This window comes from Subdoligranulum sp. APC924/74, assembly GCF_003324125.1.
In the GTDB taxonomy this organism is placed as follows: Bacteria; Bacillota; Clostridia; order Oscillospirales; family Ruminococcaceae; genus Gemmiger; species Gemmiger qucibialis.
Genome location: NZ_PSQF01000016.1, coordinates 1 through 13,992, shown reverse-complemented (window position 1 = coordinate 13,992; position 13,992 = coordinate 1). Strand labels below are relative to the sequence as shown.

Sequence of the window (13,992 nt, the reverse complement as noted above, 5' to 3'; positions counted from 1 at the left end):
TAAGTGCCGATACGGCGAGCGAGGTGCCGCAGCTGTCGGAGCGGTGCTTAAGCCGCAAGGCGGGAATTGTGCAGTGTTGCCATAAAATAAAAATACACCCCTGGGAATCATGAAAGATTCCCAGGGGTGTGCCTATCAGAGATTATTCCACATTCAAAATCGTTCCGCCGCCGATTACGCTTTCGCCGTTGTACAGCACAACGGCCTGGCCGGGGGCAATGGCGCGCTGGGGGGCGGCAAAATCCACCCGCACGCGGCCATCCGGCAGCAGGGTAGCGGTGGCCGGGCGTTCCGGCTGGTGGTAGCGGGTGCGGGCCGTGCAGGGCAGCGGCTGGCCCACGGCGGGCGGTGCGGCGATCCAGTTCCACTCGTCCGCCAGTAAGGATGAGTGGAACAGCGCGCTTTCCAGCCCCACCGTCACGGTGTTTTCCGCCATGTTCTTGCCGGAAACAAACAGCCGCGTTTCGGCGCTGATGCCCAGCCCCTTGCGCTGGCCGATGGTGTACCGCGCGGCCCCCTTGTGCCGGCCGATCACATGGCCCTGCTCGTCTACAAAATTGCCGGGCTGCATGGGCTGGCCGGTATAGCGCTCCAAAAAGGCGGCGTAATCGCCGTCCGGCACAAAGCAGATGTCCTGGCTGTCATGCTTGCGGGCATTGCAAAGCCCCTGTTCCTCGGCAATGGCGCGCACGGCGTCCTTGTGCATGCCGCCCAGGGGGAACAGCGTGTGGGCCAGCTGGTCCTGCGTTAAAGAGTAAAGTACATAGCTCTGGTCCTTGCCGGGGTCATCGTTCTTGCGCAGCCCCCAGCGGCCATTTTCATCCTGCCAGCGCTGCACATAGTGGCCGGTGGCGATATAATCGCACCCCAGCTCCCGCGCACGGTTCAGCAGGTGGTCGAATTTCAGGTAGCGGTTGCAATCAATGCAGGGGTTGGGGGTGCCGCCGTTCTGGTAGACCTGCACAAATTTGCGGATGACTTTTTCGTCAAACTCTTCCGTAAAATTCAGCACATAGTAGGGCATGCCCAGGTCATAGGCAACGGCACGGGCATCCTCCACATCGTCCAGTGAGCAGCAGGTGTGCCCGCGGGGGATGCCTGCTGTTTCGTTTTCATACAGGCGCATGGTAACGCCGATGCACGCATAGCCCTGCTGCTGCAATAAATACGCCGCAACACTGGAATCAACGCCGCCGCTCATGGCGACAAGAACTTTTTCTGCCATTCAGTCCACATTTCCGCTGGCCTTCATGGCAGCCAGCGTCCTTTCAAACAGGGTGTCGAGGTCCCAGTCCAACAGTTCTGCACCGGAGGTGATCACATCACGGGAGCACCCGGCGGCAAACTTTTTGTTCTTGAACTTCTTTTTCAGGCTTTTTACTTCCAGATCCTGCACGCTCTTGCTGGGCAGCATGATGGCGCAGGCACCGATCAGACCAGTCAGCTCATCGGCGGCATACAGCACCTTTTCCATTTCGTGCTTCGGCTTAATATCCACCGTCAGGTTCCAGCCGTGGCTGGCCGTTGCGTGGATGATGCGCTCATCAATGCCTTTTTCCCGCATCAGCTCCTGCTCTTTGGTGCAGTGCTGTTCCGGCCACTGCTCAAAGTCCAGATCATGCAGGATGCCCACGGTCTGCCAGAAATCCGCTTCGGCACCATAGCCCAGCTCGTTGGCATACCAGCGCATCACATCGCCCACAATGCGGGCGTGCTTGCGGTGGAACTCACCTTCGTTATAATCGCACACCAGTGCATAAGCCTGTTCAGGGGTCGGGATCATAGAAGTACACTCCAATCTAGATGTTATTATACCACAAACTGCTCCCCACGCAAGGCGGGGAGCAGCTGTTTTGGTAAGGAGATATGAGAATCGTGTAATGGCTAATTAGTCGGCGAACAGCGGGGTGCTCAGGTAACGGTCGCCGGTATCGGGCAGCAGAACAACAATGGTCTTGCCCTTGTTTTCGGGACGCTTTGCCAACTGGATGCCAGCCCACACAGCAGCGCCGGAAGAAATGCCAACCAGTACGCCCTCAGAATGACCAACCTTTTTGCCGGTGGCAAAAGCGTCGTCGTTCTCAACGGGGATGACTTCGTCATAGATCTTGGTGTTCAGAACATCGGGCACAAAGCCAGCGCCAATGCCCTGGATCTTGTGGGCACCAGACTTGCCCTGGCTCAGAACCGGGCTGGAAGCAGGCTCAACAGCAACAACCTTTACGTTGGGGTTCTGCTCTTTCAGGTAGGTGCCAACGCCGGTCACGGTGCCGCCGGTGCCAACACCGGCAACAAAAACGTCAACCTGGCCGTCGGTGTCTTCCCAGATTTCGGGACCGGTGGTCTGGTAATGGGCCTTCGGGTTGGCGGGGTTCACAAACTGGCCGGCAACAAAGCTGTTGGGGATCTCCTTGGCCAGCTCGTCAGCCTTGGCGATAGCGCCCTTCATGCCCTTGGCGCCTTCAGTCAGAACCAGCTCGGCACCGTAAGCTTTCATCAGCTGGCGGCGCTCCACGCTCATGGTTTCGGGCATGACAATGATGATCTTATAGCCGCGGGCAGCTGCCACGCTGGCCAGGCCGATGCCGGTGTTGCCGGAGGTCGGCTCAATGATGGTGGTATCCTTGTTCAGCTTGCCGGCAGCTTCGGCATCGTCCAGCATTGCCTTTGCAATGCGGTCCTTGACGGAACCGGCGGGATTGAAGTATTCCAGCTTAGCCAGCAGCTTGGCTTCCAGGCCTTCGGCGGCTTCAATGTGGGTGAGTTCCAGCAGCGGGGTATGGCCGATCAGCTGGTCTGCGGAGGTATAAATCTTACTCATAATAGTGAACCCTCTCTCTATGTAAATCAAAAAATGTTTTATTTTATATAAAATGTTGGAATTGAATGGATGATTTCGTGTTACAGCTCCAAGACTCGACATCACTTCATGTTTAATTACCAACCTTTCGTCTGGGTTTATAGGGATTATAAACCCCATTAACCCGTTTGTCAATAGGGTATTTCGATTTTTTTATTTTTTCAAAGGCTTGTTTTCCCATTAACCTTGTTATATACTAGGTATTAGAAAATACGGAGGATGATCCACTTATGATGGTATCAACAAAAGGGCGCTATGCCCTGCGCGTTATGATTGACCTGGCCGAGCACCAGAGCGAAGGCTATGTGCCGCTGAAAGAAATTGCAGCGCGCCAGGAGATCAGCGAAAAATATCTGGAAAGCATTTTAAAGGTGTTGGTCCAGCAGCGCTTTCTGGAAGGTCTGCGCGGCAAGGGCGGTGGCTACAAGCTGACCCGCGCGCCGGAAACGTACACCGTGGGCAGTATTCTGCGCCTGACGGAGGGCAGCCTGGCAACTGTTGCCTGCCTGGAAGAAGGTGCCCCTGCCTGCCCGCGCATGGCAGAATGCCGCACCTATCCGCTGTGGTACAAGCTGGACGGTATGATCAGCGAATACCTGGACAGCGTGACACTGGCCGACCTGATGCAGTACCCCGATGCGGGCAACGAATATGTGATCTGAGCAGATGCTCCGCCGTTTGGCAGGCGGGGCATCTGTTATTTTATGCCGCCAAACGATAGGGCCGGGGCGCAGCGCCAGCGCTCCGCTGCGCCGGACTCCTATATGGCCCTTATATATAAAGAAAAAGATAAAGCAAAAATCGCTTGATAATAAAATTACATGCGCAAAATACGTGCGAAAAAACCTTGCGAAATCAGAATACACAAAAATAAACATATGTTTACGTTACATTTTACAATAATGTGATATTTACAAAGCTAAAAATAAAACATATAATGCTAATTAGAATCAATGGGTTATGAGCAAACACTGCGGCGTGCTGTGCGCTGCGGGCCGGCCCAGCGGAATATAAAGAAGGAGGAACCCCCATGAAATACCTCAAGCAAATGCTGTGCGTGGGCATCTGCGGCGTTATGCTGGCAGCGGCAACCGGTTGTTCCGGCTCACTGACGGGCGGCAAGCGCATCATTCGCATTTCTCATGCACAGTCCGAAACCCACCCCGAACACCTTGGCCTGCTCAAGTTCAAAGAATATGTGGAAGCCAACCTGGGCAATAAATACGAGGTTCAGATCTTCCCCAATGAGCTGCTTGGCTCTGCCCAGAAAGCCATCGAGCTGACCCAGACCGGCGCGATTGACTTTGTCGTGGCCGGTACCGCCAACCTGGAAACCTTTGCCGATGTGTACGAGATTTTCAGCATGCCCTACCTGTTCACCTCAGAAGAAGCTTACCATGCCGTCATGAATGATACCGATTACATGGAAAACGTGTATGATTCCACCGATGAAGCCGGTTTCCGCGTGATGACCTGGTATAATGCCGGTACCCGCAATTTCTATGCAACTACTCCCATTTATACCCCCGATGACCTGAAAGGTCTGAAGATCCGCGTGCAGCAGAGCCCCGCCAGCGTTAAGATGGTGCAGGCCTTTGGCGCTGCCGCCACTCCGCTGAGCTTCGGCGATGTGTACACAGCCATCCAGCAGCATGTTATTGACGGTGCGGAGAACAACGAGCTGGCCCTGACCAACAACAAGCACGGCGAAGTTGCCAAGTATTTCTCCTACACCAAGCACCAGATGGTGCCGGATATGCTGGTTGGCAACCTGAAATTCCTGAACAGCCTGTCCGAGGAAGAGCTGGCTGTCTTCAAGGAGGCCGCCCGCCTTTCCACCGAGGAAGAGCTTTCCTGCTGGGATGACCAGGTGGAGGAAGCCAAGCAGATTGCCGAGAATGATATGGGCGTGACCTTTATTGATGTGGATATCAGCGAGTTCAGCAATAAGGTCAGCAATGTGCAGCAGGAAATGCTGGATGCCAACCCGGACATCCAGGACCTGTATGACCATATCCAGGCCATCAATGCAGAATATGAGGAGGGCAGCGCACAATGAAATCTTTACATAAGTTCCGCCATGGGCTGGATACCGTCCTGAGCTGGGTCTGCGCCCTGCTGTTTGCCGCCATGGTCGTGGTTGGCACCTACCAGATCGTGACACGCTATTTCTTTGGCCGCCCCTCCACCGTTTCGGAAGAACTGCTGACCTACAGCTTTACCTGGATGGCCCTGCTTTCCAGCGCGCTGGTGTTTGGCAAGCGCGACCATATGCGGATGGGCTTTTTGGCCGATAAGATCACCGGCACCCCGCGCAAGGTGCTGGAGATCATCAGCGAATGCCTGGTCTTGCTGCTGGCTGCCGTTGTTATGCTGTACGGTGGTGTCAGCATCATGAAGCTGACCATGACCCAGGTCACAGCTTCTCTGGGCATCCCCATGGGCACGGTGTACACCGTTCTGCCGCTGTCCGGTGCTTTGATCGTGGTGTATTCGGTACTGAACATCATTGACCTTGCCACCGACAGCGTGGAAGAACACAGCTCTACCAGCGCAGAATGAGGAGGAAAACACAATGAACATTGCTCTTGTTTCCGGGCTGATCATCCTGATCCTGCTGGTCATTATGCTGATCGCAGGCGTGCCCATCGCGGTGGCGCTCGGCATTTCGTCCGTGGTTGCCATCCTGCCCATTATGGACCTTGAAGTTGCCGTTGTTACCGGCGCGCAGCGCATTTTCTCCGGTATTTCCATGTTCAGCCTGCTGGCAATCCCGTTCTTTATCCTGGCCGGCAATATTATGAATAAAGGCGGCATTGCGGTCCGCCTGATCAACCTGGCCAAGCTCATCACCGGCCGCGCCCCTGGCGCCCTGGCACAGACCAACGTGATTGCCAACATGCTGTTTGGCGCAATCTCCGGCTCTGGCACGGCTGCTGCTTCCGCCATGGGTTCCATCATCGGCCCCATCGAAAAAGAAGAAGGCTATGACCCCAACTTCTCCGCTGCCGCCAACATTGCCACCGCCCCCACCGGTCTGCTGATCCCTCCCAGCAACGTTATGATCACCTTCTCGCTGGTGTCCGGCGGCACTTCAGTTGCCGCATTGTTCATGGCCGGCTACCTGCCCGGTATCCTGTGGGGTCTGGCCTGCATGATCGTAATCTACTTCTTTGCCAAAAAGCACGGCTACCGCAGCAAGACTTCCTTTACCTTTAAGGAGGCCATTCACACCATCTTGCAGGCTATCCCGGCGCTGCTGCTCATTATCATTGTCATCGGCGGCATCATCGGCGGTGTGTTCACCGCAACCGAAGGTTCCGTTGTGGCCGTTGTATACAGCCTGCTGCTCTCCCTGTTTGGCTATAAATCCATCAAACTGAAAGAAATCCCCAAGATCCTGCGCGAAAGTGCCGAGATGACCGGCATCATCATCTTCCTGATCGGCGTGTCCAGCATCATGTCTTGGGTCATGGCGTTCACCAACATCCCGTCCCTGGTGTCCAGCGCCCTGCTTTCCATCAGCAGCAACAGGTATGTGATCCTGTTCCTCATTAACATCATCCTGCTGGTGGTTGGCACCTTTATGGATATGACCCCTGCCTGCCTGATCTTTACCCCCATCTTTTTGCCGGTCTGCCAGGCTTTGGGCATGAACACCATCCATTTTGGCATCATGCTGATTTTCAACCTGTGCATCGGCACCATCACCCCGCCGGTCGGCACCACGCTGTTTGTCGGCGTTAAGGTCGGCGGCGTCAAGATCGAAACGGTGTTCAAACAGCTGATCACCTATTTTGCCGCGATTTTTGCTGTGCTGATGCTGGTCACCTATGTGCCGCAGATCAGCCTGGCTCTGCCCAGTCTGATGGGTTATGTAAAATAAAGCGCGGTAACACGCCAATATGTTCTGCCCCGCCTGCCGGAACTCCGGCGGCGGGATTTTTTGCACTTTTTTGTTGGAAAGGGTTGACAGTAGGGGGCAGGACTGCTATAATACACACATACCAACCAGCCTAGTATGTTAAAGGAAATGCGCTGGTTGAGATTTTGAACGGAAGGGAGCACACAACAATGAACGCTATTTTTAACACTTTGCTGCGCGCAAACTTCCGCTGTGGCCGAATGTCACACTTCCGGGCTGTACAACAGGCTGGGGGCGTATCGGCACCGCTTTGGAGCCGAATGTGACCGCCCAGGCTTATAAAACAGGTAAGTACGCCCGGTAACCAGACGCATGCAGAAAATGCGGGGATACCGGGCGTTTTTCTATCGAATCATTCCGAACAATTTGAGATATGAGAATTTGACCGCAAAATTTTGGAGGTAATTGCAATGTCTGAGAACAAACTGCATTTTGAAACGCTTCAGCTCCATGTTGGCCAGGAAGAGGCCGATCCGGCTACCGGTGCCCGCGCCGTTCCCATTTATCAGACCACTTCTTACGTATTTAACAACTCTGCCCACGCAGCTGCCCGCTTTGGCCTGACCGATGCCGGCAACATTTACGGCCGTCTGACCAACCCCACCGAGGATGTGCTGGAAAAGCGCATCGCTGCCCTGGAAGGCGGCGTGGCTGGCCTGGCTGTTGCTTCCGGTGCTGCCGCTATCAGCTACACCATCCAGGCCCTGGCCCAGAACGGCGGCCATGTGGTTGCCCAGAAGACCATTTACGGCGGCAGCTACAACCTGCTGGAGCATACCCTGCCCAACTTTGGCATCACCGCTACCTTTGTGGATGCCCACAACCTGAAAGAGATCGAGGATGCCATCCAGGAGAACACCCGCCTGGTCTACCTGGAAACCCTGGGCAACCCCAACGCTGATATCCCCGATCTGGACGCTATCGCAGAAATCGCCCACAAGCACGGCCTGCCGGTTGTTGTGGATAACACCTTCGGCACCCCGTACCTGATCCGCCCGCTGGAGCACGGCGCAGACATCGTTGTTCACTCCGCCACCAAGTTCATCGGCGGCCATGGTACCTCCCTGGGCGGCATCATCGTGGACGGCGGCAAGTTCGACTGGGCTGCTTCCGGCAACTATCCCGCCATTGCAGCACCCAACCCCAGCTACCACGGCATCAGCTTTGTGGACGCTGCCGGCCCGGCTGCTTTCGTAACCTATGTGCGTGCCATCCTGCTGCGTGATACCGGCGCTACCATCAGCCCGTTCAACGCATTCCTGTTGCTGCAGGGTGTTGAGACTCTGAGCCTGCGCGTGGAGCGCCATGCCGAGAACACCAAAAAGATCGTGGAATACCTTGCCAACCACCCGCAGGTGGAAAAGGTCAACCATCCCAGCCTGCCGGATCACCCGGATCATGCGCTGTACCAGAAGTACTTCCCCAACGGCGGTGCTTCCATCTTCACTTTCCAGATCAAGGGCGGTGTGAAGGAAGCTCATGCGTTCATCGACCACCTGAAGATCTTCAGCCTGCTGGCGAACGTTGCTGACGTTAAGAGCCTGGTCATCCACCCGGCCACTACCACCCACAGCCAGCTCAGCGAGCAGGAACTGCTGGACCAGGGCATCTACCAGAACACCATCCGCCTGTCCATCGGTACCGAGAATGCCGACGACCTGATCGCTGATCTGGAGCAGGCATTCCAGGCAGTCAAGGAGTAATCCTTCAATTTTCCCCAAAGCCTTTTCATCAAGCTTGTTTTCTCCAAGCTGAGTTAGGGCAATACCGCATAATTCTAAGTGCCGATACGGCGAGCGAGGTGCGGCAGATGCCGTGCCGCAGCTGCCGGAGCGGTGCTTAAGCCGCAAGGCGGGAATTGTGCGGTGTTGCCTTAGATCAAACAGAAAAAGTCTTGCTTCAATGATACAGCCCGTATTCCGCCCCAAGCAGCCGGAATACGGGCTGTATTTATACCTTGAATTATACCGCTTGTTATACAATGCAAACGCAAAACAAATCGTATAACTCAAGGAGCAACATTTTTTGCGTGCAGACCTCGTAAACCGGGCGGCAAAAACTGGACAGGGAACAGTTTTTTCGGTATAATGTAAAGATTACGAGATTTGTAAGGGAAAGTAAGGGTACAACATATGCTGCAAACGATCGCGGCTGTCAACCAGGCAGTCAACAACTTTATCTGGGGCGTTCCCGCCATGGTGTGCATCATCGGCGTGGGGCTGCTGCTCAGTGTGCGCACCGGCTTTATCCAGATCCGCAAATTCCCCTATGCCATCAAAACCACGATTGGCCGCATGTTCCGCAAGCGGGATGCTTCCGATGGTGCAATGACCCCCTTCCAGGCGGTGTGTACCGCGCTGGCGGCCACCGTGGGTACCGGCAACATTGCCGGTGTGGCGGGGGCTATTGCCATCGGCGGGCCGGGCGCGGTGTTCTGGATGTGGTGTTCCGCCCTGCTGGGCATGTGCACCAAATTTTCGGAGGTCACGCTGGCGGTACACTTCCGGGAGCGCAATGCCAATGGCGAGCTAGTGGGCGGCCCGATGTATTACATCAAAAATGGCCTTGCCAAACACTGGCGCTGGCTGGCCGCCATTTATGCTCTGTTCGGCGTGCTGACGGTGTTCGGCACCGGCAACGCCACGCAGGTCAACACCATTATCACCGCCATTGATGCCGCCCTGAACCAGTATGCCGTTGTGAGCGATAAAGCTATGGCAACCGTCAACCTGGTCATCGGCATTGTAGTGGCCATGCTGGTGGCGCTGGTGCTGCTGGGCGGCGTGAAGCGCATTGGCAGTGTCAGCGAAAAGCTGGTGCCCTTTATGGCGCTGACCTATGTGGTGCTGGCTCTGGGTGTGGTGCTGCTCAACCTGCCGCGTCTTCCGGAGGTGTTCACCTCCATTGTGGCGGGGGCGTTCAACCCGGCGGCCTTTACCGGCGGCGCAGTGGGCAGCTTGTTCCTGAGCATGCAGAAAGGTGTTTCCCGCGGAATATTTTCCAACGAAGCGGGCCTTGGCACCGGCTCCATTGCCCATGCCTGCGCTGACACCAAAAAGCCGGTCAAGCAGGGCGTGTTTGGCATCTTTGAAGTATTTGCCGATACCATTGTAATCTGTACCCTGACGGCGCTGGTCATCCTGTGCAGCGGCACGTCGGTCCATTACGGCCAGGCCGCCGGTGCAGAGCTGACCATCTCCGGCTTTACCCTCACCTATGGCGGCTGGGCATCGCTGTTCACGGCGGTGGCGCTGTGCTGCTTTGCATTTTCTACCATCATCGGCTGGGGGTTGTACGGCTCCCGCTGCATTGAGTATCTCTTCCACACCGACAAAGTGGTGCGGCCTTTCCTGGTCGTTTACTCCTTTGTTGCCATCCTGGGCGCTACCGTGGACCTGGGCCTGCTGTGGAGCATTGCGGATACCTTCAACGGCTTGATGTCCATCCCCAACCTGATCGCGCTGCTGCTGCTTTCCGGAACGGTGGCCAAGCTGGTGAAAGAGTTCTTTGCCAAAGAACCGCAGTAACCCCAAATAGTAAAACTATAACAAAACACCTCCTGCACGCCCTGCCGCATTGCGGCATAGGGTAGTGCAGGAGGTGTTTTTATGCCAAGTGGAACCTTGCAAGTGTATACAGCACTGGCCGAAAACGCTGCGCCGCTGCCCGGCGTGACGGTGCTGGTGCTGAACGAAGCGGGAACACAGATTGCACGCCTGACCACCAACGATGTCGGTTCCGCCCCGGAACTGGTGCTGACTGCCCCGGACGAAGCCTACAGCCTGGATGAAGCCAACACCACGGTGCGCCCCTATGCGGTGTATCAGCTGCGGGCGGAGATGACTGGCTTCCAGACGATCGAACTGGAGGGGGTGCAGGTGTTTGCCGGGCATCAGACGGTGGCGCGGCTGCAATTTTTGCCCGCTGCCCGCACCCTGCCCGAAGTGGAGCCGGAAACGATCCCAGAACACCCGCTGTTTGCCGGGGACGGCGGCAGCGGCCCGGCCCCCATCGGCCAGTGCGCCGATGCCCGCGTGCTGAGCGAGGTGGTGGTGCCGAAGAAAATTACCGTCCACCTGGCCCGCCCGGCGGCCAGTGCAGCAAACGTGACGGTCAGCTTCCAGGATTACATTGCCAATGTCGCATCCAGTGAGGTATATCCCACCTGGCCGGAGCAGGCGCTGCGGGCCAACATTCTGGCGCAGATCAGCCTGGCGCTGAACCGCATCTGGACCGAATGGTACCCCAGCCGGGGCTACAGCTTTAACATTACCAACTCGCCGGGGGTGGACCAGGCGTATGTGCGGGGGCGCACGGTGTTTGCCGTGATGGAGCGCCTGACTGCCGAGCTGTTCAACACCTATGTGCGCCGCACGGGGGACACCGAACCCTATTATACCGAGTATTGCGATGGCAAAAGCGTGACCTGCCCCGGCATGAAGCAATGGGGCACTGTGGAGCGCGCCAAGGAGGGCAAAAGCGCCCTGGAAATTCTGCGGTATTACTATGGCAGCCGGGTGCAGCTGATCACCACCAACAACATTGCGTCCATTCCGCAAAGCTACCCCGGCAGCCCCTTGCGCCGCGGCAGCACCGGCACCGCGGTCAACGTGCTGCAAAAACAGCTCTCCCGCATTGCCAAGGACTACCCGTCCTTCGGCAAACCGGCCATTACCGGAACGTTTGATGAAGCCACCGAGAACAGCGTGAAAAAGTTCCAGAAGCAGTTTTCCCTGACTGTGGACGGTGTGGTGGGCAAGGCGACCTGGTATAAGATCAGCTATATCTATGTCAGCGTCAAGGACCTTGCCGAGCTGACCAGCGAGGGTGAAACCTTTACCGGTGCCCAGAGCGCCGGGGCGTGGCCGGGAACCGTGCTGCGCCGCGGCAGTACCGGGCGAAGCGTGGAGCAGGTGCAGTTCTGGCTGTCCAGCCTGGCGCAGTTTGATTCCGATCTGCCGTCCGTCCGTGTGGATGGCAGCTTTGGCGCGGCCACGGAACGCGCGGTCAAGGCATTCCAGAAATCGGAGGGTTTGACACAGGACGGCGTGGTGGGCCAGACGACCTGGCAGGAACTGTACGCCGAGTGGGTGAACGCCCAGAGCGATGCCGGCGGCACCGCTTACCCTGGCACCGCTCTGCGCACCGGCAGCCGCGGAAACGCGGTGCGGCTGGTGCAGTTCTGGCTCAGACTGGCTGCAGAAAATTATACCGGCCTTTCCAACGTGACGGTGGACGGCAGCTTTGGCAGTGGCACCGCCAGTGCAGTGCGGGCGTTCCAGAGGCTGTTCGGCTTGACGGCAGACGGCGTGGTGGGGGCCGGGACCTGGGCCAAACTGAACGAGGTCGGCCTTGCCGTGGCCAACAATCTGGTGGGGCAGAACATTCAGCCCGGCCAGTTTGTGACAACCCTGCGGGAGGGCAGCACCGGCACCCCGGTGCGGGCGCTGCAATATAACCTGCGCCTGTTGGCCGCCTATTATCGGGATGTGCCCACAGTGACGGTGGACGGAACGTTCGGCGCAGCCACCCGCAGGGCGGTCATTGCCTGGCAGGAACACGCGGGCCTGACGGTGGATGGCGTGGTGGGGCGGCTGACCTGGCAGAGCATTTATGATTCCGCCCAACAGGTCAGCGCCAGCGGCCCCGCGGTGACAGCTCGCGCACCGGATACCCCCGAAGAAACTCTGAAAGTGGGGGACAGCGGCCAGAAAATTCGCATCCTGTCCCAGATTTTGGAATTCTTGGCCCAGTTCCTGCCGGAAATCACCCCAAGCGGCCTGACGGATACCTTTGACGATGCCCTGGAAACCACCGTGCGCAGCGCCCAGCAGACGTTAGGCCGCACCGTGACCGGGGAAGTGACCCCGGCAGACTGGCTGGCGTTTTACCGCGCAGCGTTAAGCTTGGGGGCAGTCAACCCGGCATCCGCCGCGCCGGAACCGCAGGAGGTCTGGCCCGGTGCCGCCCTGACCCTTGGCAGCAGCGGCCCGGCGGTGCTGCAGGTGCAGCGGTGGCTGAACGAGATCGCCGCGCAGGACTGCTCCGCCAGCTTTGTGCCCGAAACCGGCGAGTTTGACACCGCCACCCAAACCGCCCTGGAAGCCTGGCAGATCGCCAATAACATCACCCCGCTGGGAGTAGTAGATGACAGCGTTTGGAAGCAGCTGAAAGCAGATGCTTTAAGTTAGGAGTTAGGAAGGAGGAGTTAGGAGTTGTGGGAGTGAGTTGGGTGAAAATTTTTGCTGAAAACTTAAAGTTTTCATGGCGCTAATATCCAAAACGTGGCGTAAGCCGTACCTTAAACTCCTAACTCCTAACTCCTAACTCCTACTTCCTGACTGTTCCTTGATTCGAGAGAGGAGGCTACCCATGGCAAAGCTCTATGTTTACGACTCATACGAAAAACGTATGCTTGTATACAACAACCTGAACGAAAACGACCCGATGCCGTACAGTTATGGCAGAACGCTGAGCGTGCGGGAGTTCCGGGGGTCATCCAACGCGCGGGTGCTGTGGACCACAACGCGCGCGATGGAAGCATGGAATCTGACCCGCCGCCGGTATGGGGCGGGCATCCCGGTGGGGTATGCTTTCAAGCGCATCTGGGAGGGCGGCCACGGCACGGCCAGCCAACACTATGCGGGCGTTGCCTTTGATGTGGGCCAGGGCACCAGCAGCGCCATCCGCCAACGCATCCACGCCGCCGCCACGGCCACAAGGGCCTGGGGTTATGTGGAGCCGCTTTCCATGACGCCCACCTGGGTGCACTTTGACCGCCGTTACGGCACCCCGGCCTGCTCCGGTACCACATCCGGATACCCCACCTGCCGCCGCGGCGATAAAAACACCTATGTGCTGATTCTGCAGGACGCCCTGAACGCCCTGGGCTACAGCACCAAAACGCTGGACGGCGCTTTTGGCAAGAACACTTATGATGCCCTGCGCGCCGCCCAGCGTAGCTTCAGCCTGACGGCAGACGGGGTGTGCGGCTGCAACACCTGGAAAAAGCTGACCTCCGCCGTGGTGGGCATCGGCCGCACGAAAACCGTGATTGACTGAAATTCCGCCGCAGAATTTTGTAAAAAAGCCTAGGCGAAAAAAGCGGAATAGACTATAATAAAAGCAAAGGCAACACCGCACAATTCCCGCCTTGCGGCTTAAGCACCGCTCCGGCGGCTGCGGCACGGCATCTGCGTTGCCAAAA

11 protein-coding genes are annotated in these 13,992 nt (G+C 57.2%); 8 read left to right on the top strand and 3 right to left on the bottom strand.

Annotated elements, in window-relative coordinates; translation table 11 throughout:
- Positions 1-142: 142 nt before the first annotated feature.
- The 3 genes from mnmA to cysK form a co-directional block, all read right to left on the bottom strand.
- Positions 143-1,225 (bottom strand): tRNA 2-thiouridine(34) synthase MnmA, encoded by a 1,083-nt coding sequence (mnmA, locus tag C4885_RS06285; RefSeq protein ID WP_113999518.1) that lies wholly within the window; start codon positions 1,223-1,225, stop codon positions 143-145.
- Positions 1,226-1,783 carry a hydrolase gene (locus C4885_RS06280; protein WP_113999517.1) on the bottom strand — a complete coding sequence of 186 codons (558 nt, stop codon included), beginning with the start codon at positions 1,781-1,783 and terminating at the stop codon, positions 1,226-1,228.
- 105 nt (positions 1,784-1,888) lie between these two features.
- Entirely contained in the window at positions 1,889-2,821 is a 933-nt protein-coding gene (gene cysK, locus C4885_RS06275) for a cysteine synthase A (protein ID WP_113999516.1), read from the bottom strand.
- Between the two features lie 269 nt (positions 2,822-3,090).
- Here cysK and C4885_RS06270 point away from each other — a divergent pair, with 269 nt between their 5' ends.
- From C4885_RS06270 to C4885_RS06235, 8 genes are all read left to right on the top strand, one after another.
- Positions 3,091-3,522: an Rrf2 family transcriptional regulator gene (locus tag C4885_RS06270; protein WP_113999515.1), complete on the top strand. Its 432-nt coding sequence runs from the start codon at positions 3,091-3,093 to the stop codon at positions 3,520-3,522.
- A 368-nt stretch (positions 3,523-3,890) separates the two neighbouring features.
- On the top strand, positions 3,891-4,919 hold the full coding sequence (locus C4885_RS06265) for a TRAP transporter substrate-binding protein (RefSeq protein WP_113999514.1): 1,029 nt from the start codon (positions 3,891-3,893) through the stop codon (positions 4,917-4,919).
- Positions 4,916-5,422, top strand: coding sequence for a TRAP transporter small permease (locus tag C4885_RS06260; protein ID WP_113999513.1), 507 nt, complete (start codon positions 4,916-4,918; stop codon positions 5,420-5,422). Before C4885_RS06265 ends, C4885_RS06260 begins: the two co-directional genes overlap by 4 nt.
- Before the next feature lie 13 nt (positions 5,423-5,435).
- Positions 5,436-6,746 (top strand): TRAP transporter large permease, encoded by a 1,311-nt coding sequence (locus C4885_RS06255; RefSeq protein ID WP_113999512.1) that lies wholly within the window; start codon positions 5,436-5,438, stop codon positions 6,744-6,746.
- 449 nt (positions 6,747-7,195) lie between these two features.
- Positions 7,196-8,488, top strand: a complete 1,293-nt coding sequence (locus C4885_RS06250; RefSeq protein WP_113999511.1) for an O-acetylhomoserine aminocarboxypropyltransferase/cysteine synthase family protein — start codon at positions 7,196-7,198, stop codon at positions 8,486-8,488.
- A 429-nt stretch (positions 8,489-8,917) separates the two neighbouring features.
- On the top strand, positions 8,918-10,312 hold the full coding sequence (locus tag C4885_RS06245) for a sodium:alanine symporter family protein (RefSeq protein ID WP_113999510.1): 1,395 nt from the start codon (positions 8,918-8,920) through the stop codon (positions 10,310-10,312).
- A gap of 81 nt (positions 10,313-10,393) precedes the next feature.
- Complete coding sequence (locus C4885_RS06240) at positions 10,394-12,976, top strand: peptidoglycan-binding protein (RefSeq protein WP_113999509.1); 2,583 nt, start codon at positions 10,394-10,396, stop codon at positions 12,974-12,976.
- A gap of 181 nt (positions 12,977-13,157) precedes the next feature.
- Positions 13,158-13,847: a peptidoglycan-binding protein gene (locus C4885_RS06235; protein WP_113999508.1), complete on the top strand. Its 690-nt coding sequence runs from the start codon at positions 13,158-13,160 to the stop codon at positions 13,845-13,847.
- The last annotated feature ends 145 nt before the right edge of the window (positions 13,848-13,992 follow it).